This window comes from Neptunicella plasticusilytica, assembly GCF_047922965.1.
Classification (GTDB): domain Bacteria; phylum Pseudomonadota; class Gammaproteobacteria; order Enterobacterales; family Alteromonadaceae; genus Neptunicella; species Neptunicella plasticusilytica.
In genome coordinates, this window is sequence record NZ_CP150481.1 from 1,256,663 (window position 1) to 1,280,673 (window position 24,011).

The 24,011-nt window shown below is 47.0% G+C and carries 18 protein-coding genes; 11 read left to right on the top strand and 7 right to left on the bottom strand.

What is annotated here, in order from left to right:
* Positions 1–10: 10 nt before the first annotated feature.
* Entirely contained in the window at positions 11–1,474 is a 1,464-nt protein-coding gene (xylB, locus tag V1467_RS05465) for a xylulokinase (RefSeq protein WP_416307784.1), read from the bottom strand.
* Between the two features lie 239 nt (positions 1,475–1,713).
* Between xylB and V1467_RS05470 the strand changes: the two genes are divergently transcribed.
* A complete protein-coding gene (locus V1467_RS05470) occupies positions 1,714–2,916 on the top strand; it encodes a XylR family transcriptional regulator (protein ID WP_416307785.1) in 1,203 nt (400 codons plus the stop codon).
* Positions 2,903–3,136, top strand: a complete 234-nt coding sequence (locus tag V1467_RS05475; RefSeq protein WP_416307786.1) for a DUF1653 domain-containing protein — start codon at positions 2,903–2,905, stop codon at positions 3,134–3,136. The genes V1467_RS05470 and V1467_RS05475 overlap by 14 nt, the downstream gene beginning before the upstream one ends.
* 24 nt (positions 3,137–3,160) lie before the next feature.
* On the opposite strand, the gene V1467_RS05480 is transcribed toward V1467_RS05475, so the two are convergent.
* On the bottom strand, positions 3,161–3,550 hold the full coding sequence (locus V1467_RS05480; protein ID WP_416307787.1) for a hypothetical protein: 390 nt from the start codon (positions 3,548–3,550) through the stop codon (positions 3,161–3,163).
* Between the two features lie 228 nt (positions 3,551–3,778).
* Between V1467_RS05480 and V1467_RS05485 the strand changes: the two genes are divergently transcribed.
* On the top strand, positions 3,779–4,318 hold the full coding sequence (locus tag V1467_RS05485) for a hypothetical protein (RefSeq protein ID WP_416307788.1): 540 nt from the start codon (positions 3,779–3,781) through the stop codon (positions 4,316–4,318).
* Positions 4,319–4,324: 6 nt separating this feature from the next.
* Positions 4,325–5,764, top strand: a complete 1,440-nt coding sequence (locus V1467_RS05490; RefSeq protein ID WP_416307789.1) for a PepSY-associated TM helix domain-containing protein — start codon at positions 4,325–4,327, stop codon at positions 5,762–5,764.
* Positions 5,765–5,825: 61 nt separating this feature from the next.
* Here the strand turns inward: V1467_RS05490 and V1467_RS05495 are convergent, their stop codons facing one another.
* Positions 5,826–8,894, bottom strand: a complete 3,069-nt coding sequence (locus V1467_RS05495) for a TonB-dependent receptor (RefSeq protein ID WP_416307790.1) — start codon at positions 8,892–8,894, stop codon at positions 5,826–5,828.
* 447 nt (positions 8,895–9,341) lie between these two features.
* On the opposite strand from V1467_RS05495, the gene V1467_RS05500 reads away from it, so the two are divergent.
* From V1467_RS05500 to V1467_RS05510, 3 genes are all read left to right on the top strand, one after another.
* Positions 9,342–10,433 (top strand): sensor histidine kinase, encoded by a 1,092-nt coding sequence (locus V1467_RS05500; protein ID WP_416307791.1) that lies wholly within the window; start codon positions 9,342–9,344, stop codon positions 10,431–10,433.
* Positions 10,426–11,181 carry a LytR/AlgR family response regulator transcription factor gene (locus V1467_RS05505; protein ID WP_416307792.1) on the top strand — a complete coding sequence of 252 codons (756 nt, stop codon included), beginning with the start codon at positions 10,426–10,428 and terminating at the stop codon, positions 11,179–11,181. Before V1467_RS05500 ends, V1467_RS05505 begins: the two co-directional genes overlap by 8 nt.
* 122 nt (positions 11,182–11,303) lie before the next feature.
* The gene (locus tag V1467_RS05510) at positions 11,304–11,729 is read left to right on the top strand and encodes a GFA family protein (protein ID WP_416307793.1); all 426 of its coding nucleotides are present in this window, start codon (positions 11,304–11,306) and stop codon (positions 11,727–11,729) included.
* Between the two features lie 80 nt (positions 11,730–11,809).
* Here the strand turns inward: V1467_RS05510 and V1467_RS05515 are convergent, their stop codons facing one another.
* From V1467_RS05515 to V1467_RS05530, 4 genes are all read right to left on the bottom strand, one after another.
* Entirely contained in the window at positions 11,810–12,805 is a 996-nt protein-coding gene (locus tag V1467_RS05515) for a serine/threonine dehydratase (RefSeq protein ID WP_416307794.1), read from the bottom strand.
* A 416-nt stretch (positions 12,806–13,221) separates the two neighbouring features.
* On the bottom strand, positions 13,222–16,329 hold the full coding sequence (locus V1467_RS05520; protein WP_416307795.1) for a cellulase family glycosylhydrolase: 3,108 nt from the start codon (positions 16,327–16,329) through the stop codon (positions 13,222–13,224).
* Positions 16,330–16,415: 86 nt separating this feature from the next.
* The gene (locus V1467_RS05525) at positions 16,416–19,661 is read right to left on the bottom strand and encodes a TonB-dependent receptor (RefSeq protein WP_416307796.1); all 3,246 of its coding nucleotides are present in this window, start codon (positions 19,659–19,661) and stop codon (positions 16,416–16,418) included.
* A 329-nt stretch (positions 19,662–19,990) separates the two neighbouring features.
* Entirely contained in the window at positions 19,991–20,308 is a 318-nt protein-coding gene (locus V1467_RS05530; RefSeq protein WP_416307797.1) for a hypothetical protein, read from the bottom strand.
* 48 nt (positions 20,309–20,356) lie between these two features.
* Here V1467_RS05530 and V1467_RS05535 point away from each other — a divergent pair, with 48 nt between their 5' ends.
* The 4 genes from V1467_RS05535 to V1467_RS05550 all read left to right on the top strand — a co-directional run bounded on the left by V1467_RS05535 (position 20,357) and on the right by V1467_RS05550 (position 24,010).
* Positions 20,357–21,064, top strand: coding sequence for a tRNA1(Val) (adenine(37)-N6)-methyltransferase (locus V1467_RS05535; RefSeq protein ID WP_416307798.1), 708 nt, complete (start codon positions 20,357–20,359; stop codon positions 21,062–21,064).
* Between the two features lie 116 nt (positions 21,065–21,180).
* Complete coding sequence (locus V1467_RS05540; protein ID WP_416307799.1) at positions 21,181–21,717, top strand: hypothetical protein; 537 nt, start codon at positions 21,181–21,183, stop codon at positions 21,715–21,717.
* Positions 21,717–23,513 (top strand): OmpA family protein, encoded by a 1,797-nt coding sequence (locus V1467_RS05545; RefSeq protein ID WP_416307800.1) that lies wholly within the window; start codon positions 21,717–21,719, stop codon positions 23,511–23,513. The genes V1467_RS05540 and V1467_RS05545 overlap by 1 nt, the downstream gene beginning before the upstream one ends.
* Positions 23,510–24,010 (top strand): Rab family GTPase, encoded by a 501-nt coding sequence (locus V1467_RS05550; protein ID WP_416307801.1) that lies wholly within the window; start codon positions 23,510–23,512, stop codon positions 24,008–24,010. The genes V1467_RS05545 and V1467_RS05550 overlap by 4 nt, the downstream gene beginning before the upstream one ends.
* Position 24,011 lies beyond the last annotated feature (1 nt).

The window sequence follows — 24,011 nt, forward strand, 5'->3', positions numbered from 1 at the left end:
CGCGCTTTCTCTAGGGGCTGAACAGCTGTTCAGTTTGGCTGTATAACTGACGAAATGTATTTCTGCGTTGCTGATAATAATCTGCCAGTTGCGGGTTAGGTTGATGTGACTCAACCAGTTTGGGAATAGGGCATATATCTGCTATTGATGTACCAGGATTCATCGCTAGCTGGGCTAATCTCGCCGCGCCCAATGCCGGTCCGACTTCGCCGCCTTGTCGGTAGCTGACCGGCTTTCCTAATACATCAGCTAACAACTGACGCCAATATGCATTGCGTGCTCCGCCACCGATTAAACTAATATCATCCGGTTGCATTCCTGCTGCATGCAGCGCATCCATACCATCCGCCAAGGCCATTGAAACACCTTGCAGTACAGCCTGTCCCAGCAGGGTTTTATTGGTGGCCGAGGTCATACCAAAAAAACTGGCGGTAGCGTTGGGGTTATTGTGTGGTGTACGCTCTCCGGTTAAATAGGGCAGGAAATAGGGCACCGAAGGATCATCAATGCGAGTGTTAAGCTCAACATCGGCCAATAATGTTCCGACATCGCTAATACCGCTGTTATTGGCAAACCAGTCCAGACAACTGGCGGCACTGAGCATAACCGACATTAAATGCCAACTGTTGGGCAAGGCATGACAAAAGCTGTGTACAGCGGACTCGGGGTTACTTTTATAACCCTCGCTTACCGCAAAATAGACACCGGAAGTGCCTAGCGATAACATCGCCTGGCCGGGATTGACGATCCCCACTCCGACGGCTCCAGCTGCGTTATCACCGCCACCTGCGACCACTGCAACTTTTTGCATGCCCCACTTTTGTGCCAGTTCCGGCAGCAAATAGCCAGTGATTTCAGAGCCTTCATATAGCGACGGCATCTGCTCATTGGTTAATCCTGTCGCGGCCAGCATTTCGCTGCTCCATTGGCGTTTGCCAACGTCCAGCCAACTGGTGCCAGCCGAATCCGACATATCTGAAGCATAATCCCCGGTCAAACATAAACGTAAATAATCTTTTGGCAGCAATACCTTGCTGATCTTATCGAAAATATCAGGTTCGTTTTGCTTGACCCATAGTAACTTTGGTGCAGTAAATCCGGGCATCACCAGGTTGCCGGTGATCTGCTTGGAGGTACGCACATCTGCTTCTATCTGCTGACACTGCTTTTCACTGCGGCCGTCATTCCACAGTATGGCGGGCCGCAATACCTTATCGCCGGCGTCCAGTAGTGTGGCACCGTGCATTTGTCCGGCTAAGCCAATGGCTTTTACTGTTGATAGGTTTTGTTGTTGGCTAAGTTGATCGAGGCAGTTAACGGTGCCTTGCCACCAGTGCTGCGGATCCTGTTCGGACCACAGTGGTTTGGGAATACTTACATCCAGTTTACAAGTGGTGGTTGCCAAAATGTCGCCATTATCACTCATCAGAATGGTCTTAACGCCTGACGTACCTAAGTCAATGCCGATATACATGGCAAACTCCTAAAAAATAGTGGTAAACCTCAAAACCCTAATGCTTGATGCTAGGGGGCTTTGGAGCAATTACGAAATTTGATATAACTCTTGTGGATTATCCACAGCGGCAGACATGATAAGTTTTGGTGTGCCAAAGTCTATACAAAAAAACATAAACATTATTATGAAAATACGTTGAAATGTATTGAGATTAGTCACAGAATATTAACATTCGAATTCTTCGCATCGGTGACGACATGTTTGAGAAAAAACACAGCATTACGCTTTTATTCAATGCCAGCAAAGTTTATGACCGCAAAGTTATCGAAGGAATTGGTAATTATTTACAAGCATCCAAGGCGGATTGGGATCTTTATCTGGAAGAAGATTTTATGGCTCGCCTTGAGCACCTGGACGACTGGGGCGGAGACGGTATTATTGCCGACTTCGATAACCCTGAAATTCAGGCCGCGTTATTAAAAACCAAAGTTCCGGTGGTGGGGGTTGGTGGCTCCTACAGTAATGCCGACGATTATCCTGATGTGCCCTATGTGGCAACAGATAATCATGCACTGGTGAACGAGGCCTATCAGCATCTACGTCAAAAAGGTATCGAACGTTTTGCTTTTTATGGTGCGCCTATTGATGAATCCCAGCGCTGGGCTCAAGAGCGTGAAAATGCGATGGTCGATATTACTGCCGCTGAGGGGTACGAATGTCACGTTTATCGCGGTCATTCGGTACGTCCCGAGACCTGGCAGTACAGTATTCGGCGACTGGCAGACTGGTTGCAATCGTTACCCACACCTATAGGTATTGTTGCGGTAACGGATGCCAGAGCCCGCCATTTACTGCAGGTGTGCGATCATATTGGTGTGTTGATCCCGGAAAAAATCTCTGTCATCGGCATTGATGACGATGATATCGCCCGATTCCTAAGCCGTGTCAGCCTCAGTTCGGTGACCCAAGGCTGTTTTGAAATGGGCTTTCAGGCGGCCAAACAATTACATAAAATACTCAACGGTCGTAAAGGTACTCAAAAACCTATTCTGGTTCCGCCTGCTGGTGTGGCCGAGCGTCAGTCAACGGATTTTAAAGCCATTAAGGATCCGCATGTGATGCAAGCCATGCACTTTATCCGCCAGAATGCCTGCCGCGGTATCAAGGTCGATCAGGTGCTGGACTATGTGGGGATATCCCGTTCCAATCTGGAGCACCGATTTAAAGAAGAACGCGGCCACAGTATTCATAATGAAATCCACAACGAGAAACTGAAAAAAGCCTGTAATTTACTCAAGCAGACTGACCAGCCGACGGCCAGTATAGCTAACATTTGCGGTTATCCTTCATTGCAGTATATGTATGCGGTATTTAAGAAGCATTTTGATAAAACCCCTCGTGAATATCGTGACGAGTCCAAAGGGTATGACAGTGAAGAGGACGTTCGTGAAGCAGAATGAACAGTATCTTAAACCGGGGCGATACCGTCATTATAAAGGTAATGATTATCAGGTGATTGACGTCGCCACTCATTCCGAGGATGGCAGTCTGCTGGTGGTTTATCGTCCATTATATGGCGAGGGCAAGTTGTGGGTCCGACCCTTGTCGATGTTTACCGAAATGGTCAATATAGATGGCCATGAGCACCCCCGGTTCGCTTATCTGGGTGATAAAGCGTAATTTTTTATTCAGTGGACCGGATGACTATTTCCGTTCAAGTTTAAAGCCTTGTTGTTTTAGCCAGTCAAGCGCATCAGCGTGATTGTTAAACATCTGCCAATGATGATTGTCTGATTTCGGTTGGCTGGACGAGATTTGCGCCAACTTGGCCAGCCCCTCATCAAACACATAAGCCGAGTGGGTTAGTCCCAGAAGTTCGGCCGTAACCACCTGCTGGAACTCCGGTGTTCCCAGTACCCATGACAGAACGTCGATATGCATTGCCCAAGGCTTGCCGTGTAACCCCTGGGTGATGTGTTTAATATCCCGCATAATGTTAATCGAGGCTTCCGCATTCCACTCGCCCTTGGCCACAACAAACAGGATGTTACCATTCAATTCCAATTCATAGTGACCATGTTGTTCAAATGTCATTTAGTCATCCCTCAAGATGTACTGGTCAGTGAATAAGAATAGATTTTAGCTTGGTAAATTCAATAAATTGTTATCACCTCACATATGTCCTGTATTGGTAATTATTGAAAATGATAATAAATATCATTAACATGCATGCGAGCTCGCATTCGCATATGCAACGGTGCCAGGTTGAGTATTAAATTTCCACGGCATTGATAATCCGTTGTTTAGAAGTAGGTGATATAAATGTTTTTCTCTGTTGTCGGTGTTTTGTTTACGTTAGCTGGAATAGCTTGTCTGTATAAAAGTTGGAACAGCAAAATCAAATCGTCCGCGCAGGTTTGGACGGGATGGGGATCGCTAACCATCTCAGCCTGGTGCTGGATCCAGTCAAGCGGTGCAGAGTTTGGCTTGAGTTATGCCCTGATTAGCTTGTCGGTTGTCGCGTTGATTTTGATTGGCTGGAAAGCCGAAATTGCTGTTTCGCCCAAAGTGGCAATACAACCTGAACATGTCATTGTATATCGACCTGCGGCAATTCCACGTAATCTTTTGCTGTTTCTTCTCACTGTGCCGGTGGCGGGAATGGCAGCGATGATGATCACTATGTTGCTCAACAGCCTATTACCCTTGAGTCGGGTCAATATGATGGTGTTATCCGTTTATCTGATGCCAGTCGTTTGGGGGCTTGCCGCTTACTGGGTTTGTGCTGACGATAAACTGGCGCGTCCCGCTTTGGGGCTTAGTGTTATGGGGGGACTTAGCGCCCTGTTTATTTATGTGTGAACCAATATGAACTTTACTCCTTCTCCTGCGCTGAATAAACAGTCGCTATCCGGTCATGCCTGGTTAGGACTGCTGACAGGGGCTTTGATGTATCTGGTGTGTTTATCTGGCGCACTGGCAGTTTACTATCCCGAGTTTGAACGTTGGGAACAACCTGATGTGGCTGAGTTCACCCATATTGAAGTGAGTAACGTGCAAAAAGCTTACGAAAATGTGCTAAACCAGAACGTCGGTGAAACAGAACATTTGTTTCTGTTATTGCCCAGCGAAGAAATGCCCAGGGCTACTATCTCGTCGGATACGCGAGGCTGGTTTATCAATCAGGATGGCAGTTTGGCAGGCAGTAAATCGCATCCCTGGAAGGATATGCTGGTCAATTTACATCTGTATCTGCATTTGCCCTTCAGCTTCGGCATGATCGTTGTCAGCATTTTAGGCGCACTGTTGTGCGGACTGATTATTTCCGGCTTTATGGCTCATCGGCCCATCTTTAAAGATGCGTTCAGTTTGCGGTTTAAAGGCCAATATCAACTCACGCAGGCGGATATTCATAATCGACTGAGTGTATGGGCGGCACCTTTTCATTTGATGATCGGTGTTACTGGAGCCTATTTTGGCTTGGCTGCCCTGTTTGGATTGTTATTTTCGCAGGCATTTTATAACGGCGATCAGGATGCGTTGATGGCCGATGTGTTTGGGGCCGAACCCGCGCTGCAGCAACCTGTTCAACCGGCGGCCATAGACAAGGCACTCCTTCAGTTGGGGCAGATTGCGCCGCAAGCGACACCTTTTTATATCACCCTGGAAGATGTGGGTACGCCGAAACAATATATGATTATCGGTGCCCGCCATCCGCAACGCCTCATTTATGCAGAGCAGTATCGTTTCGACAGTGCCGGTAACTATATTGATAACGCCGGTTTTTCCGACGGAGATGCGGGCAAACAAGCGATATTTTCTGTGTATCGCCTGCATTTTGGCCATTTTGGCGGTCCTGCGGTGAAAGTACTTTATTTGTTGTTAGGGTTGGCACTAACGGTGATTTCGGTTAGCGGTGTTAATATCTGGCTGGCCAAACGTAAGGGACGTGATTTTCTGAATAACGCCTGGACGGGGATCGTATGGGGCACTCCGCTGGGATTGATTCTGTCAGCCTTAGTGAAATTGGTTACCGGTTTTTCACCTGTCGCTATATTCTGGACGACCGTCGTTTTTGCAATTGCCTTTGCCCATTGGTTAAATGATGACAAACGTGGCGCACGTTATTTGCAAAAAGCCAGCGCGATAGCTTTGATTCTGTTGTTACTGGTTTATTATATTGTGTTTCAGCAAGCCGGTTTTAATTCGGCGGCATTGATGATCAACAGTGCACTATTGGTTACAGCGCTGATTTTGTTATGGATAGCCAAACCAAAAGTCACTGACCACATGACCCGCGGCTCGTAAAATCGCATTAAAAAGCCGGACTGATTGCTCAGCCCGGCTTGTTTCATTTCATATAAACAGATTAGAAGCGTGCTTCAAATCCCAGTCTGACCGAACGTGGTGCTGACCAGGAGTACGCTGCGCCATACCACTGGTTATACGTACCTTCACTACGACGTTGCTCGTAATGTTCGTTAGGCGAGGTGACTTCAATGTTGTTTAACACATTGAAGACATCCAGAGAGGCTTTCATATCCACACCTGATACCGTGAAGTTGTAGGCAACAGACACATCCACATTGAATATCCATGGAGTTCTGCCTGCAGAGCCACGAGGGGTGAAGTTATAGATTTTTTCTTCTACGTCACATGCGCCATTACCGTTGTTATCAGGGCATTGACCGGTGAAAATGTAGTAAGTATCACCATAGCTGCCGTAAACATCAGGATTGTCATCAGGATATCCCTGCCCGAAGGTTGATAGCGGACGGCCACTGGTTAGACTGGAATTGAAGCCTAATGACCAGTCATCATTGATATCGTAGCTACCGAACAGTTTGAACACATGGCGGCGATCATTAGGTTGATAACCTTGTGCCCCATCCATCAGCGCAGGGAAGTCGAAGTCTTGTGTGACCCCCGCATCGGCCTGATCGATATCCGATTTTACCGCCCCCTCAAAATTACCGGTACTGCGTGACCAGGTATAGATAAAGTTCATTCTGAAATTATCGGTACGATAGTTTAGCTTGGTCTGGATCGCGGTATATTCATTGTTTGCTTCCGGTAAACCAATTTGCTCTGCGGTGGTGGTGGTGCGAGAACCCGGATCAGCAATACCATCGGCCAAGTCAAAGGCGCTGTAATCTTCATTTGGATCATGTTCATCCAGGTTATTACGTGGATCGCCTTCGCCGTAATAGTAGACACCATCTTTATATGCAGTGGCGTTTTTACCCGGGTTAACCATCAAGCAATAAGGATACGCATAGGCACCACAATAGTCGTCCAGTGCACTGGTGACTTCACGATAAGTTGCGCTGATAGCGAAAGACAGCTCATCGTTGATCACTTGCTCATAACCGATGATTAACTCATCCCGAGCAAAAGGATCGGCCTCTTCGGTCTGGAAGATAGCTTTTTCCGGAATGGCCGGAATAGAGTTGATATTGGTTGAGGTCGCCTGATTACCGGTGATTGGTGTCGCTCCCGTTGGGGCCCCTGTAGTCGCGTCGGTACCGGTAAAGGTATAATAAGTAGTGGTATCACTAACACCCGATGCCGCCCGATAAATAGTATTGTTAGCAATAGGCAGGTAATAACGTCCCCAGGTACCATAAATTTTGGAAGCGCCGTCACCATTAATATCCCAGCTAAAGCCCAGGCGAGGCGCGACATCGGTATCAAAATCAAACAGCAACTTGCCCGTGGTACCTTCCCCTTCGAACTTGTCTTTACGGAAACCGATGTTCAGTACCAGATTGTCCAGCAGCTGCCACTGGTCTTCGATATAGTAGGCAGTCAAATCAGAGCTGAAACCACCGCCACCCACAAAGATACGATCCGATACGTAGTTGATAGTAGCACCAGTATTATTGGTAAACGGAATGCCCTGAATACTGGAGTTTGGTGCCAGGCTGCTGTAATCGTAGGTATGTCCGCCAACTGGGACGGTGACCCGGGTAGACTGACGTTCCTGTATATCCAGTCCCGCTTTTAAGGTATGGTCACCCCATACATATTCCAAATCGAGTCGATACTGGGTGTTTTTATCGAAGTTGTCACCGGTTGAACCACCAGGTCCACATCCGGTAACCGGGTTAGGAATGCTGCGTGAATCTGATACGCCGGGGCAATCCAGGTTGCTGGGATCTGTTGCATATTGTGTTTCTATCTCACCCGCCATGGCGGATAACGATAAATCATCAGTCAGATAGCCGGTGTAGCTTAAACTTTGTGCTTCACCACCGCGTTTACGAATGTTAACCCCGATTTCATCGCCGATAACGCCAGTGTCTGGATTATAAGCATTGATCGTGTCAGTGGTATCGTTGCGGTTTGAATAGGCAAAATAGCTTAAACGATGATCTTCGCTGATATCCCAGTCAATTTTAGCCGCCCAGAACAGGTTGTCACCGCCGGAGGCTTCACGCACATGATATTCGGTATCCGCACGATAGAAGGCATTGCCGTTATTTAAATCAGCGGCAAACTTGTCTTCGTTACTACGCGGATTAATCAACGCATAGATAAATAGCGTATCTTCAATAATTGGGCCGGCTGCTGACAGGGTAAAATCAAAAGCATCATTTTCGGTTACGCTGTCATCGCGAAAGACGTTGCCAGTGCCACCGTTACCACGGGATTTCAGACCTTTTTCTTGCAAGCTGGCAGGGCTCCAGGTTGCGGTAGCGGCAAACTCCCATTCATTGGTACCGCTTTTGGTAACCGCGTTAACCACACCACCGGTAGTCCGGCCAAACTGGGCGGAATAACCACCGGTTTTTACCTGAAATTCTTTGTAGAATTCAAAGGGTACAGAACCACAGCCGAGTCCTTGACGGGTATCGGTGACTTCCAGTCCGTTAATATAACAGGAGTTCTCCGCGATGGAGGCACCACCAAAGGACGCATTAGTCCCATCACCAAAACCCTGGTCACCTTGAATGGTGCCTGGCGCCAGTAATGAAACCGCGGTAATATTTCTGCCTACCGGCATTCTGTCCAGTTCTACTTCTCCTATGACCAAACCTGAATCGGTAGTGGACACGTCAATGGCAGATACTCTGGCACCGGTCACTTCGATGACTTCTGTGCCTGTATCGGTTAACAGATCGAAGTTGGCTGTCGCGTTGGAACCCAAAGATACGCGGATTTTGTCTTGTGCCACAACCCGCCCGTTTTTGCTGACTGTGATGTCGTATTCGCCAGTGGGCAGTTTAGCAAAACGGTATGCACCATCATCACCAACAGATATTTCACGGCTGTAGCCGGTTTTCGGATCTGCTGCGGTAACGGTGTATTGACTGTAGTCATTGGCGACAATAGAGCCAACAATATTTGACGTGGCATTGTCTGCCAGTACAGGTGCGGTAAGGCCTAGGGAAGCGGCAACAGCGAGCGCTGTGACACTTTTCTTAAATGTGTACATATGGTGTCTCCCGAGCTCAATAGAATCATCTGGCTCTATCGGGCTTTGTATTAGTTTTTGCCCATACTTAAAGCAGTGGGTACATCAAAATACTGACGCAGGTAACCTGTCCAGTTTCGAATAATGCGGCCGCTACTTTTATATGGATCCTTGTTTGTTTTGTGGATAATGCTTTGTTATCCAGTGCCAAATTATGCTTCGGGCATGACAAGCTCCATCGGCAATACGTGGGATAGGGGTTTAGTGTGGTAAATGGCGGGCATGTCAGGTTTAAACGGGGATGACCCATTTGAGAGCAGATTAATAAAGATACAGTTTTTGTGGGTGAAACTGTTTTATTGGTCTATAAATGGACTGTTTGACGGGATGAATCGGGGTAATATTTGCTTTGCGCTACTGGAATGTTAAATAATCGCCTAATGTCGTTGATAAAATAGTCTATATCTGTTGAGAAATTACTGGAAAAATCTTCCCAAACGTCAGTTCTGGCTGGCCAATATCCTGTTCTGGCTGGTATTAACCTGTTTAGCTGCAGATAATTCCTACCGCCAGATGCTGGCCTATGATCGCCCGGCTGACTGGGTCAAAATCTGGACGAATTATTTGCCCTGGTGGATGTTATGGGCGTTTGTCGGGCCTTTTGTGATAGCCGCGTGCAAAAGCATCAGTTATCGGGAAGGTAAGCCGACAGAGTTTATCGTTAAAAATATACTCTCGGCGTTATTGTTCCTGGGGATTTACTGGTTGTTGACCATTGTATTGTCCTGGTTGATCGAATATCACGCGTCCCTGGATTATGTTGAAAAAGTGGTTAATCAATGGCGTTTAAGCCTGTTGCATATTGATGTACTGGTTTATCTGGCCATAGTCTGTTTGGGCTATACCTTTAGCTACTACCAGCAGTCAAGAGCTCAGCAGCTGCGCAGCGAGAGTTTGTCTAAGCAGCTTATTCAGGTTGAGTTGCAGTCGCTGAAATCGCAAATTAATCCGCATTTTTTATTTAATACCCTTAATACTGTGGCCAGTCTGATTAGGCTGGATAAAAAGAATGATGCGGTAAGGGCGTTAAGCGAACTGAGTCTTATGTTGCGCAAAGTCCTGGAAAATCAGGGCAACCAGATGATTACGCTAGAGCAGGAGAAGGAGTTCATCAACAGCTATCTGAGTATCCAGAAAATGCGTTTTGAACATAAACTGGAAACCAGCGTGGAGTTTTCCAGCGACTGCCTGCATAACGAGATCCCCTTTATGCTATTGCAACCACTGGTAGAAAATGCGGTGCAACATGGTTCACAACTTGAAACAAACAAAAATCTTTTAAGCTTGAAAGTTTGTTGTGAGCCGGGAATATTACATGCACATTTAGTTAACAAAGTACCGGAAAAGGATGAACATAAAGGTTTCGGTATTGGTTTACGAAATTGTCGGGAACGGCTCGACAAACTTTACCCTAATAATTACAAGTTGGAGCTGAAGGCCCTGGAAGACGGATATTTTGAAACGTCGCTCAGTATTCCACTCGGAGCAGCTGATGATTAAAGTTATGGTAGTTGATGATGAAGCCCTGGCGCGGCAGACCATTTTACTATTACTCAAACAACAACAGGATATTGATCTGATACTGGAGGCCAGTGACGGCAATCAGGCGCTAGAGGTGTTTGACCATCATCATCCCGATATTGTATTTCTGGATATCCAGATGCCAGGTCAAACCGGTATTGAACTGGCGGAAAAAATCGCTGACCAATGTGTGATCGTATTTGTGACAGCCTATGATCAATATGCCATTACCGCTTTTGAATTTAATGCCATTGACTATCTGTTAAAACCTTACGACGACCAACGCTTTTATACCGCTTTGGAAAAAGCCAGAGCCAAATTGCATGAAGTTAATACTGTCAATTACCACCAAGTAGGCGAAATTGTTCATCATATGATGGAAGAGCAGGGACGGCGCTTTAAAACCCGGCTGGTAGTCAAAGATCCGGGCCGTATCCGACTGGTAGACGTGTGTGATGTGGACTATATAGTCGGTGCTGGTAATTATGCAGAAATTCACTTGCGTGAAGGTAAAACCATTTTGCATCGTGAAACCCTTACGACATTGGAAAATCAGCTCGATCCCAATGAATTTATCCGCATCCATCGCTCGTCAATTGTCAGACGTTCATTTGTGACCGAGCTTAGACCGAATGAAAAAGGTGACTATACGGTGATCCTGAAAAATGGCGAACAGCTAACGCTATCCCGCCGTAACCGGCACAAACTGGATGAATTAATTGGTTAACCATCGAATTGAGGGAGGGATTGTTAGTTAACAATACAAGGCGACAACAATAAATAAGTCATCGCCAATACAAAGGTGGGCGACGAAAATATGACAATATTGATATCAACAGGAATCAGATTATGGGACAGGAATTTAAACAGGCTACAGGTCAATGCTTGTGTGGTGCGGTAAAGTACATTGTCAATGGGGAGATATCGTCATTCCATATTTGCTATTGTTCACGGTGCAGGCATTCTACAGGTTCAGCTCACGCATCGAATATATTTACAAAACCGGAAAATATTAAATGGCTTTGCGGACTGGATAATGTCCAGCGATTTGAACTGCAGACGGCCAAAAGCTGGACAAAACAGTTTTGTAAACAATGTGGCTCAGGTCTACCTTATATTAATAGGTCGGGGACATTTTTAGTCATTCCCGCTGGAAGTCTGGATGAAGATATAGAAATCCAGCCGGATGACAGAATTTTTTGTGATGATAGAGCCCAGTGGATTGAGGGTATTCACCGTAGCCCGGAATTCCCGGCTCTGCCAACCAAAAGCTAACCAACCGGACTCGTTCGCATCGGGTCCGGTACACTGGCTCCAGAATGTTTCAAAAAGTATTGAATCAGAAATACAAGGTTTTATTCAATTAACACGGGGATCTGTTGCAGATAATCTTGTTGCCACAGTAACTGCATTTTTTCCCTGTCTATATTACCACCCGATAGTATCACCATGACTTTTTGCGGCGAAGATTGTTGTTGTAACCAGGCCACAACCGCAGCCATACACATGGCGCTGGTTGGCTCCACATGCAATTTAAGTAAATGTTGCAGCCATTGAGTCCAATAGGCAATTTGTGGCTCCTCGACGGTATAAAAATCGTCAAGATGTTGCAGGTGCTCAAAGGTTAAATCGCTGATGGACAAGGTTGCAGCACCATCCGCCAGGGTTTTGGGTGATTGCTCAAAGCGGAAAACTTCGCCACTTTGTAACGAGCGCATTGCATCGTTAGCGGCTAACGGTTCGACGCCTATCACCTCGGCTTGCGGGGCTAATTCCCGGGCTGCAATCAGGGTGCCGGATAATAACCCACCACCACCACAAGGCGCAAAAATGCCGTTTATACCTTCGACTTGTTGCAGCGCCTCAAAGGCAACAGTACCTTGTCCGGCAATGACCTGCGGGTGATCAAAAGGCGGGATCCAGTAAACCCCATCCTGTTCTGAGGCCTGCTTGACTTGCTGATCGGCTTGAACGCGGGTGTCACATAGGGTTAACTCGGCACCATAAAATTCTGTTGCCGCCGCTTTCACAGCGGAGACGTTTTTGGCGGTAAATATTTGTGCCTCAATACCAAATAGATTGGCCGCTAACGCTACAGCTTGGGCGTGGTTACCGGAACTATTGGCCACGACTTTTCTGGGTAATTGTCCTTGCTGTTGCAACCAGGCAAGGGTATTGACCGCACCACGAAATTTAAACGCACCACAGCGCTGCAGGCATTCGGCTTTAAAGTACACTTCATGCCCCAACCAGGTATTGAGCATACGGGACTGAAAAATCGGCGTTTGGCTGGCGTAGGGTTGAATGCGTTGAAGGGCGGCGGTAATTTCGGAAAAATCAATCAGTGACATGGGTAACCTGTTAATTGATAAAGAGAAAGCGATAAGTAACACGGGCTTATCCTATACCAAATACGGTTGCCGGGACATTTGTTTTGCGGTTTAAATTAGGGCGTGTTGATCTTTGGTGTATGAATTTTGTTCAATCCAAAACCTTCTGATCGCGACGCCGGGTTGTAGGCCTAGTGGGTCTAAGTCAAAGCCCGGCAACAAAGAGCAGGAGGCGTTGGGTTGAACCCTTCGGGCAGCGCTTGTAGAGCATTTCTTCTGCGTTAGAACTCGTTTATGTAGAACGACTACACCACACTCGCTCTGCATTGTATAAATGCTCTACAAACTGCTGCAAAAACACACACCAAAGATCAACACGCCCTAGAATAAAAAAGCCGGGTAAGATACCCGGCTAATGTTTAACAGATTACAGTCAATTACTGACCGAATCCGGCTGGCTCTGAAGAGGATTTAATTCCGTTCGGGCCATTGACGATCTCGTTTCCTCTAGTGGTCAGTTCAACACTATCTTCAGAGGTAGACATATCCAGTACCGCGGTATCATCGCCGTTGCCTTTCCATGACCAGGCCATCCAGCCAAACGGCACTATGCCATAGCCATGCATTTTGGCTTCACTTAATACCTCGTCATTAAAACCGCCATCGGTGTAATCCAGTGACCAGGCGTCCACATCGGCCGGATCGTTGAAGCCCATATTAAACAGCGTTTCCAGCTCCAGTGGTACCAATCCGATTTTTTCGACCTTGATATAATCCACCAGAATGGGTTCGTCTTTATTGGCACCCACGCCACCCACCTGAACGCCCAAACGTTGCAGGGTTTGCACCATAGTGAAATCGACATTCTCAAAGGTAATTACTGTCCAGTCACCCAGATTAAAGTCAGCCAGAGTTTTATCTGCAGACGTATTCCAGCCTGACCAGTCCTCACCGTGTTGCATATAAAAACGGAAGAACAGGTTGGTGGCGTCAGCATAAGAGGCGGGAATAAAAACTCTGGCGCTAAGGGTTATTGGCTCGCTAGTATCCAGGCTGGCAGTACCGCCGGCTACATATAATCCGAGTTGATCCTTGGTCGCCCATTGCTGGCTTAACACCAGATTGGAACCATCGACGCTAATTGCACCAGTGCTATCTTCCCAGGGATCGCGTTCCCAACCGCCCAACTCACCGATAAAGTCCTGTTCGTATTGAGTTATTAATCCCATTACCCCCCCGGCATCCAGAGATTGACCATCGGCTAGCACGGCGACGTAATCAATCAATATTGGGTCGGTATTTTCGGTCATCACCACGCCACCAATTTCAATACCAAAACGCTGGAACGGAGTGACTTGGGCAGATAAATCAACATTATCTATAGTGATCTCAGTCCATTGACCGGGGGTAAAGTCGGCCATGGTCAGATTAGGTTGTGGCACGGAAAACCAGCCCCAACCTTGGTCTTGCACAAATACTTGCAAGTAAAAACCGCTTTCATCGGCATAGGAAGCTGGAATAAATACTTTGGCTTTGATACTGACCGGGGCTGAGGTATCAATACTGCTGACGCCGGCTTGTCCAAAACCGACTTTACCTTCGGATACCCAATCAGGCGTAATAACCAATGAACCTTCGGCATCGGCCGTTATCGTCGAGCTTCCACCCCAAAATTTAACCCAATTTTCTGTATCGGTATCAAATTGTGGATAGTACATAGGTGGATCGCCGGCGCTTTCGGTCGAGTTAGGATCCGTCACCGTAATTGAGTCAATTAAGATCGGTTCAGATTTACCGGCACTGACACCGCCAAACTGGATGCCGAACTTTTGCAAGTTACCAAAGGTGGTCCAGTCTACATTGTCGAATACCACTTCAGTCCATTCTCCCGGGGTTAAATCAGCCAAGCCGGCGGTACTTGTTTCCCCCCAAGTCCAGCTATCACCATGGTTCACATAGACTTTGAAGTACAGACCGGTTTCACTGGCATACTCTTCTGGGACGAATATTTTTAGTTTAATGGTAAGAGGATTGCTGGTATCGATTCCGGTATTGGCGCCCCCCACAAAAATGGCGAATTGATCACTGGCTGACCAGTCCTGGGTAACAATCAGATTATCTGCATCGGATGATACGACTGTGCCGGCTGTCCAGTCTTTGCCCCATCCCTGAGTTTCGCCAACAAAGTCAGCTTGATACATGGCAGGTACGGCGCCGCCTGCTTCAATTTTAATGTTGTCAAACTTGATATCGCCAACGATGTTGGCAGGCTTGCCATTGGCGGAGACTTCAAAACCGATTTTTTTCACGTCGGCCAGATCAAAACCTTCGTCAACAGAACCGCCAAAATCGCTCACACTTTCAATCGCAAAGCTTAATGTTGTCCAGGCATTACCTTTTAAATCGGTATCGTTAGCTTGTTTGAAACCCAGGCCAGCGTAACGGTTCGAACCATCGCGCAAGTACATTTGTACACCAAGATTACCGTCTTCGACGTAGCGTACCGGTACATAGACATCGGTGCTGATATTCGATCCTTGTAAATCCAGCGCTTCGGGCAATTCGTATTGATAAGCGGATTTGTCAGTACCACCTGTCCAGGGGAAGTTAAAAATCATAGAAGGGTCGCCGACGGCCTTGTTGATTAGATCAGTATGATCAATTGAAGCGGCACCAAACACCATTGAACCGCCAAACTCGCCAACAATAAAAGGTACGCCGGTCTTCGACATGGCGTCGGTAGCGGTGACAATTTTGTCACTGGAATTCCATTGGGCATGGTAGGCATGCACCGACAGCACCAGATTGGTTTCTTTATCTGCTGCCAGCAGCTCAAGCCCACGATCAGCCAAAAAGGCATTGTAATCTTGCCCACAACCTGGGGCGTCGATCACCAGCGGTACGCGAAAGCCAATTTCCCGGAATTCGCGGATGATTTCCTTGTAGGTATCAATATATTCGGAGTAACCGACACTGTTGGCGTCCCAGATGCCGGTAGGTCCCCATTCATTGGCAATATTGATCATCAGATAGGGTTGATATTTGGCTTCAACCAGCACATCAATCCATTTATCAAACCACAACTCCTGGGTATATTTTTTGATAAACTCGCTACTTTCGGTGCAGGTAATTTCACCTTCACCTTCCCACAACATTGGCATGGCGATCATGCCTTGCGCGACTATTTCATCCAGTGCCGCACGCAGTTGATCCGCACTAGTATTGGCTCGCAGTTGCAGTCTGACCACGTTAGAACCAGTTTGTTTGATTGCGGCAATTCCGGCCAGCCGGACTTCCGGGTTATCGCCGTATTGCAGGTTAATGCCGCGTAACAGCACAGGATCAGTGGAAGCATCATAGATCTCATTACTGCTGGTGGTGATCACCAAGGCATCTTCAGGAGGTGAAGGTCTGTTGGGTAGTTCCACTGGCGGATCCGGAACCAAGGTATCAATATCTGCGTCTTTATCCAGTAAATCGCCCCCACATCCTTGCATAATCATGGTTGCCAGAATGATGGGCAGATAACCTAAACGTAGTTTCATTGTTGAACTCCATTTATTAAATTGTTTCATATCAGTCTCGTTATGCGGTCATTAATGCCGCATTGAATCAGGGTTAAATGCGTCGGTTACAGGCTCAGCGATATGCCCAGGGTGTATCGCCGTTCTTGTACATACAGTGACTGGAACTGATTCTCGAACTGGCCGTAACTCTTACGATCCTGCGAGGTCAGGTTGGTGCCACTTAACGACAGACTTACATGCTCGTTAACCCAGTAATTAATTTGTGCATCAAGGTAGCCCGCTGCTTCATTCCAGTTGCCCAGATTCAGCGGTACCCCATTGGTGTTGAGTCCCACACGGCCCACATACTCTTCACTGCGCCAGTTGTAGGCAATCCGCATACTCAGACCATCTTTGTCGTACCATAAAATGGTATTGGATTGATGTTTGGAATTAGAGGGTAAGGGCAGGGCGTTACCCTCGATATCAATATCCGGTGATTCGCTATCGGAATAGGTGTAGTTGAACTCGAATCCCAGCGAACTCAGGAACGGATTTTCAAAAAAGGTAAAAGGTTGCTTGTAGCCGATTTCGATCCCTTTCAGGTCCGATGCGTCCACATTGCCAGTGGTCCACACATTGACGAAACGATTGCGATTGATACCATCCGCATCGGCAAAGTTGCGCTGTTCCTGATAGTTGGCGACAGCGCTTTCTACATCGATCAGGAAGATACCCATGCCCAGAATAGAGTTTTCAGCGAAGTACCATTCGGCAGAGCTATTGTATACTGTGGCGCGCCAGGGTTTCATTTCCGGGTTACCCATGTCATTACCACCACCTACGCATCCAACGGTGGCGTCACGCAACTGGCCACTGCCATCGCGTACTTTCACCGGTAAGCCATCAGACGCTGTTTTAACGCATTGTTGATACCAGAGGGTTAAACCGGAACCGAGATTTTCCAGATTATTACGGGTCATATTTTTTGAAGCCCCAAAACGCAGAATAACGTCATCGGTGGGGAAAAAATTCAGGTTAAGCGAAGGCAAGACATCGGTGAACGAATTTTCAAGGATTTCGGTGGTGGAGACAAAGGCGATTTTTTGCCAGGGTTGGGAGCCTGCACCGACCGAGTTATTGCGATCCAGTACCGAAGGGATCACCGCTTTGGTTATTTCCCTCTCAGTTCGTACCACCCGAACCCCGATATCGCCTTCCATCGGAATGCCGAAAAATAATTCGTCATCAGCAAAGTTGGCCTGTAAAAACGCCGAGGTTGAGGTTTCTTTCACCGCGTAGGTGTAACCCGGATCTTCAATGGTTTTGGTGCCTGGGTATAAGGTATTCAAGAAATCTAACGGACTATCCCACTTGGCAGGATCCAGTGCAGATACCCCGTTTTCAAAGCCGGCAATAGGGCCGAAATCGGTAAATACATCGGTATCACGCACTCCGAAACCATTGTCGACAAAGTCATCCTGGGCGCGCAGGTTGGCATCTTCTAACTCAAAGTAGAAATCGCGCCATTCAGGGTATTTTTGCCATACTTCGTTGCCAGGTAATAATTTGTAGCGCTTGTCTTCTGGTACTGTAGTGTCATTCCAGGTGGAGTAGCGACCGGTAGGTGAGGCGTAGAAAAACTTGGTGTGATCGGCTTTGCGTACGCCATAACGAAGACCGGCATCAACAGATTGCAGAAAATTGTCGCTGTCCAGATAATAGGTCGCATCGGCGCGCAACACATCCAGATCGGCTTCGGTATTGGTACCATCGCCAAAGCCTTGATATTTTCTTAAAAAAGCGGCCTTGGACAGATCATTGGCAACAGGATCATAGTCAAAGGTAGGTACGTCACCGCGGTAATCCACCACTACATCATAAACAGTGATTGGATCATGTCCTGAGATGCCGTCTTCATCTATCCATAACCACGCCGGTGTACCTTGCTTGAGTTGTGCAGTACGGTACTGTTTTTCAGCATGGGCATACACGTAACGCAGCGATGCTTCCAGATTATCGTGATTGGTGTAATCCAGCTGAATATTGCTATTGAGCGCGGCAGTGTGATTAATCGTATTGTTGGAAATAGTCTCGAAATCGCGAGCGTTGATATGGGCGACCTGAAGCGTGTGCAAGGTTTTGCTTTGTTCTACCCCGTTGGCATCGACGAAAGTAATATCCGTTCCTTCCGAGGTAACAGTGCCGTCTTTGACCAACACATTGTATAGATTTTCTGGTTCCGACGGTCCGTTATTGATAGAAATGGAGTTAATACTGGATGAACCGTTAAAGTTGATGTTTACCCCGCGATCGTATTGATCCATCTTGGTGTAAAATACATCGCCGCTAAGGGTTAGATTATCGGTCAATTTGGCTTCAATGCTAATTGCTGCGCCTTTACGCTGTCTTTCCATAAAGTTACTGCGCACGCCATAGTTACCCGGCACCATATACCAGTCATTGACCAGATCGCCATCGTTGTCCAAATCGAGTGGATCGCCCGGCAAGCCACCTTGTGACTCCAGAAAGGCCAGACGGGTATCGTCCCACATCTGGTAGTTGGCGGCGTTAGACTCTGAATCGAATAAACCGGCAGTAATCCCAAAGTTGTCGCCGTTGTTATAACCGACAAACATATTCACATTGTGATCGATGATTGGATGGATTGCGTTGCCGGAATCAACTTCTTCACGGGTCAAGTCTCCCTGAGAAGCTTCAGCTCGGACATTACCTGTCCAGCCTTCTTTGAGTTGCATGGGCTTGGCTGTTTTCAAATCGACCAGACCGGAAATTCCGCCGGATAACGATTTTGCACTGATCGACTTATACACATCCACGCCGGTAATCATACTGGCCGGGATATCACCGTAATTGGCACCCACATCGGTAATGGTCCAGGGACTAAGAAACTGTTCGCCGTTCAAGGTGGTCAGCACTTGGGGCATGCCACGAATGTTAAGTGATGTCGCTTCGTTGGCGACGCGTTGCACTTGTACACCGGATATACGCGACAGCGAATCGGCAATCGTAGAGTCGGGCAACTTACCTATATCTTCAGCGACAATAGAATCGACAATATTGGAAAACGCCCGCTTTAAATCAATCGCGGCAGCCTGGGATCCCCGGATCCCTTTGACTTCGATAACTTCAACCGTATCCTTTGCGGCTTTATCTGCTGCCGTTTGGGGTTGTTGTTGCTCTATCTCGTCGGCGGGCGTTTGTTGTGCCAAACCCGTTGTGCTGAACAACGCGCATCCGACGGCCAAAGCCGTGGCTTTTATTCGGGTATTTAAACCTTTATTTTCCAGCATAAAATGTTGTCCTCGTTCTGTTCCGTCCCGGAATGCCCTGTTTCTTTTATGTGTCATTTAGCTATTCATCCAAACCGTCAAAACGGCGGTGAATGATTATTTTTATGTTACCGGTTACATTGTTTTTTCGACTAAACCTGAAGCATGAAAGAGATTTTTTCAGGGGTGAAAAGACGAAATGATCGTATTGGTAGCGTTTATTTTCGTATTTGAAACGTTATTTTATCGACCGGTGATAAAGGAATGTAAATTATTGTCTAATAAATTGCCAGTGTTTTTAACAATATATTCACATTGTGATTATTTTGCTAAAAACAGGTCAGTGGGTAGAGAGAAATGCACACAATCTGTAACCGGATACATTGGTTTGGTATAAAAATTAAGCGCTAGAATTGTTGTTCTGCGAAGCTGTAATGATCAAATTCAGGTGTCAGCGAGAAAGCCCGTTTACGCGAGAAGCGAGTTTGTTTAACCCATAATTTAACTTTATCGCCTTTGCTATACTGGCGGCTCGATAACGTGACTTTTACGCCATTTTGCAAGGCGAAAGTGGTATTGCCAGAAGTTGACTGCTGCTCGGTGTGGATAACGGCTGCATACATTTGTCCCGGCTCGCCGACAGGCGTATCAAACAATAAGTAGCTGGTTATCAGTATCAGCATCGCCAGTATGGCTTTGTGGTGTTTTAACAGCGGTTTTTTCATTATTATTGGCTTAACGGAGATTTTTGATGATTGTACAGGGCTGGTTGAATGAATAAAGCGGCTGGCTTCCAGTTTAAACAGTTTTTTATCGAACATAGCCAAGTGGCAATGAAAGTTGGTACCGACAGTATTATCTTGGGCAGTTGGCTTAACGTCTACCAGACCGAGAAAATTCTGGATGTGGGCACGGGAAGCGGTTTGCTGGCTATTATGCTGGCACAGAAAAGTGATCAAAACTGCCAGATAGTGGGGATTGATATTGAAGCAGATGCAATCCGTCAAGCCGCGTCGAATGCTGAAAATAGTCCCTGGTCGAACAAGTTGTCCTTTGTTCATCAGCCTTTTCAGTCTTGTCAAACCTGCGGATGGGATTTGATTGTCAGTAATCCTCCCTACTTTCCGGCGGGTCAACGATTTGGATCTTCCCGCCAGATAGCGAGACATAATCAGCATCTAGGCTATGCCGAACTGCTGCGGCACAGCGCCAGTCTGCTCAACAGGAATGGCCGTTTTGCCTGCATCATTCCTCATCAGTTTGTTCCAGATGTTGTTGCCTATGCCCGGGATTACGGCTTGTTACTGGGCAAACAACTGGTTATTCGGGCAAGTGACAGCAAATCCCCCATTCGTTCTGTATTACAATTTTCTGCCCAGGCTGATCAGACTGTGGTGGAGGAGTTGAGTATTCACTCCCCGCAGGGTGATTACTCAATGGCGTATAAAAGGTTATGCAAAGACTATTATCTGAACTTTTGAAAAGTTGATGATTAATTGACCAGTGACCAAAAAAGCAGTAAAACAAACGTATGAGGTTAGAACTGGCGCCACTTAGGTAACGCCTGCAGTACATAATAATAGTAAGGGATTGTTTTATGTCTGATAAAAAGTCTACTACATTGTCCAAACCCAGCTCATCGTCACCCACCGAAGAACTTAGTCAGTTACGCCAAATTGTTTTTGGTGAAGCGCAACGCAGTCTGGAAGCGCAGCTAGCTCAATTGCAATCGGCGCTGGATCAAGGCTTGTCGGCATTGCACAGTGAGTTTTCCGACAAACTACAGAAGATGCATACCGAGATGGATCAAAGTTTGTCTGAACTGGAAGACCGGATCCAGTATGTGGATAAGCAGCATGATGACAAGGCCGAATCACTACATAAACAACTGGATAGCCTTGCCAGCGAGCATGAAATGTTTGCCGCTACAACCGAAAAACAGATACAACAACTTAACAGTGCCCTGGATGAAGAAGCGCAGTCACTTGCGTCCCGCTTCGACAAGCAGGTAGCGTTGTTAAAACAACATCTTGAGCAAGTTTCTGCTGATTTAAGTTCATCAAAAACCGATCGGAAAACTCTGGCTAAGTTGCTGGCGACTATGGCGACTAATCTGGAAGATGACCAACAGTAATGAGTCAATCTTCTGCTGCTAACAAAACGCTTCAGGATCAACAACAGCTGGAAGAGTTACGCGCGCTTATTCTTGGCAATGATCGCCAGTTGGTTACCGACACCGTCAGGCAACAGGCCAGAGAATTGGTGGGAGAGGTTGTATCAGAAGCCTTGCATGATAGACAGAAGCAGGACGGCAGTATCAATAAGGTGTTACAGCCAATAGTTGAAACCTCGGTGGAACGCTCGGTATCCAGCCACAGCGAGAAACTGGTGGGCTATTTATACCCCTTGGTGGGGAGCCTGGTGCGTAAAGCCGTGTCGGCATTCTTAAACGATTTTATCGACAAAACTAATCAACTGCTGGAGAACAGCCTGACAATCAGAGGGTTAAAGTGGCGTTTTAAAGCCTGGCAAGCAGGCGTCAGTTTTGCCCAGTATGTTGCCTCTGAAACCTTTGTTTACCGGGTTGAGCATTTATTACTTATCCATCGTCAAACCGGCCTGTTATTAAGATCGGTTGATTATCAGCCACACAGTCGAGGAGATGCCGATCTGATTTCCTCCATGCTGGGCGCAATTAATGATTTTGTTAGTGATTCATTCGCCCCGGGCGAAGAGGGGCAAGAGGAGCAACTACAAAAAATAAGCACCGATAATTTTACCCTCTTGATAAAACCGGGACCATTAGCATTGGTCGTTGCTGCCGTAACCGGCAAAGCGCCATCATCGGTCAGTGAACAGATGCAAATTACCCTGGAAGATATTCACCGATTGTATGCGGATGATTTGCAATCATTTCAGGGCGATGCCAGCCCGTTTGAAAATGCTGAAGCACAACTGCGTGATTGTTTGCTAGCCGAACACAAAGCCGGGCATGATGACAAACAAAAACCTTTTCCCTGGAAAGCCTGGTTGTTGCTGTTCATCGTTATTGGCCTGGCTAGTAAATGGGGATTCGGTCAATGGCAGCAACACCAGTTGGTACAACATATCCACCAGCTTGATCTGCAACCGGGCATTATTGTCAAGGATGTGACTTTACAGGACAGCCAGCATGTCAGTATTGATCTGATGCGCGATCCGGCTGCTATCGAGGTCACTGACTGGTTGGCGGCACAAGGTCTGGATTATCTGGTAGTGAGTTTGAATGAACGGGGTTATCGATCAGCCGATCAGCAAATAATACACAGCAAGGTGGATAGGCTGTTGTCTGCTTATGATGGATTACGCTACCAGTGGCAGGATGCACAACTCATTCTCGCTGGCAGTCTGGATGTGGCGGAAAGAGACAGTTTGTTGACCGAACTGGCTGCACTAGGTTATCTCCCGCAACAAAATTTACAACTGGCGCAACTGGATTTGAAAACGGACAATTCTGCTCCATCCAATCAGGAACTGAAACGGCAAGTTTTTGCAAGGTTAGTGGGCCTGATAGCAGCCAGCCAACTTGGCTTTGCCGTCGATAGCAGCCAGATCTCGCAATCCATGCGCGTTGAACTACAAAATGTGGCAAGCCGCTATCTGCGGCTCAAGCACTTGGCTGCCCAGTTGGGTTATCAGGTGGATGGGCTGGTAGTGATGGGGGCAAGTGATAATACCGGTAGTACGCAGAAAAACTATAATCTGAGTCAAAAGCGCGCCAACAATACCGCCAAGGTGTTAACCGAGTCAGGTATCGCCCAGCAAGATTTATTTGCCACCGGTCTAGGTGAAATTGAGCTGGGCGCAGTAACCTCAGCGACACGTAAAGTCATGTTCAGTGTTATGTATACGGAAATTACACTTTCTCCCCCATCAGGAAACACACCATGATCCAGAAAAAAGTTTGTTTATTTGGCGCTTCGGGGGTAGGTAAAACCAGTTTGGTCAGACAGTTCGTGGATGGAATTTTTAGCGATAAATATCTGACAACTATTGGCGTTAAAGTGGATAAAAAGCGCATCGAATGTGAGCAGCAAGATGTTCAGCTGATGTTATGGGATATAGAAGGGACAGATCGCTACAGCGTTTTTCAGGAGCGCTACTTGCGCGGTGCCTCGGCGTATATTGTGGTGGTGGATCAAACACGGACCTCATCATTGATTGAAGGCATGGATATTCATACCTTGGCCAAACAAGTTAATCCTTGTCTGACAGTATTGGCAGTCAACAAAAGTGATCTGGAGCAACATTGGCATTGGAATGAACGGCAACTCGATGATTATCGAGCGTTGTTTAATTTAAGTTTTACCACTAGCGCCAAAACCGGTGACAATGTTGAGCGGATGTTTCAGCAACTTGCCGAATTGTTAGTCGCGGAGCATAAATAGC

Bases quoted from the DNA above. Each gene is read 5' to 3' on its own strand.
- xylB (WP_416307784.1), bottom strand. From the start codon at position 1,474: ATGTATATCGGCATTGACTTAGGTACGTCAGGCGTTAAGACCATTCTG.
- V1467_RS05470 (WP_416307785.1), top strand. From the start codon at position 1,714: ATGTTTGAGAAAAAACACAGCATTACGCTTTTATTCAATGCCAGCAAA.
- V1467_RS05480 (WP_416307787.1), bottom strand. From the start codon at position 3,550: ATGACATTTGAACAACATGGTCACTATGAATTGGAATTGAATGGTAAC.
- V1467_RS05485 (WP_416307788.1), top strand. From the start codon at position 3,779: ATGTTTTTCTCTGTTGTCGGTGTTTTGTTTACGTTAGCTGGAATAGCT.
- V1467_RS05490 (WP_416307789.1), top strand. From the start codon at position 4,325: ATGAACTTTACTCCTTCTCCTGCGCTGAATAAACAGTCGCTATCCGGT.
- V1467_RS05495 (WP_416307790.1), bottom strand. From the start codon at position 8,894: ATGTACACATTTAAGAAAAGTGTCACAGCGCTCGCTGTTGCCGCTTCC.
- V1467_RS05505 (WP_416307792.1), top strand. From the start codon at position 10,426: ATGATTAAAGTTATGGTAGTTGATGATGAAGCCCTGGCGCGGCAGACC.
- V1467_RS05510 (WP_416307793.1), top strand. From the start codon at position 11,304: ATGGGACAGGAATTTAAACAGGCTACAGGTCAATGCTTGTGTGGTGCG.
- V1467_RS05515 (WP_416307794.1), bottom strand. From the start codon at position 12,805: ATGTCACTGATTGATTTTTCCGAAATTACCGCCGCCCTTCAACGCATT.
- V1467_RS05520 (WP_416307795.1), bottom strand. From the start codon at position 16,329: ATGAAACTACGTTTAGGTTATCTGCCCATCATTCTGGCAACCATGATT.
- V1467_RS05525 (WP_416307796.1), bottom strand. From the start codon at position 19,661: ATGACACATAAAAGAAACAGGGCATTCCGGGACGGAACAGAACGAGGA.
- V1467_RS05530 (WP_416307797.1), bottom strand. From the start codon at position 20,308: ATGAAAAAACCGCTGTTAAAACACCACAAAGCCATACTGGCGATGCTG.
- V1467_RS05535 (WP_416307798.1), top strand. From the start codon at position 20,357: ATGAATAAAGCGGCTGGCTTCCAGTTTAAACAGTTTTTTATCGAACAT.
- V1467_RS05540 (WP_416307799.1), top strand. From the start codon at position 21,181: ATGTCTGATAAAAAGTCTACTACATTGTCCAAACCCAGCTCATCGTCA.
- V1467_RS05545 (WP_416307800.1), top strand. From the start codon at position 21,717: ATGAGTCAATCTTCTGCTGCTAACAAAACGCTTCAGGATCAACAACAG.
- V1467_RS05550 (WP_416307801.1), top strand. From the start codon at position 23,510: ATGATCCAGAAAAAAGTTTGTTTATTTGGCGCTTCGGGGGTAGGTAAA.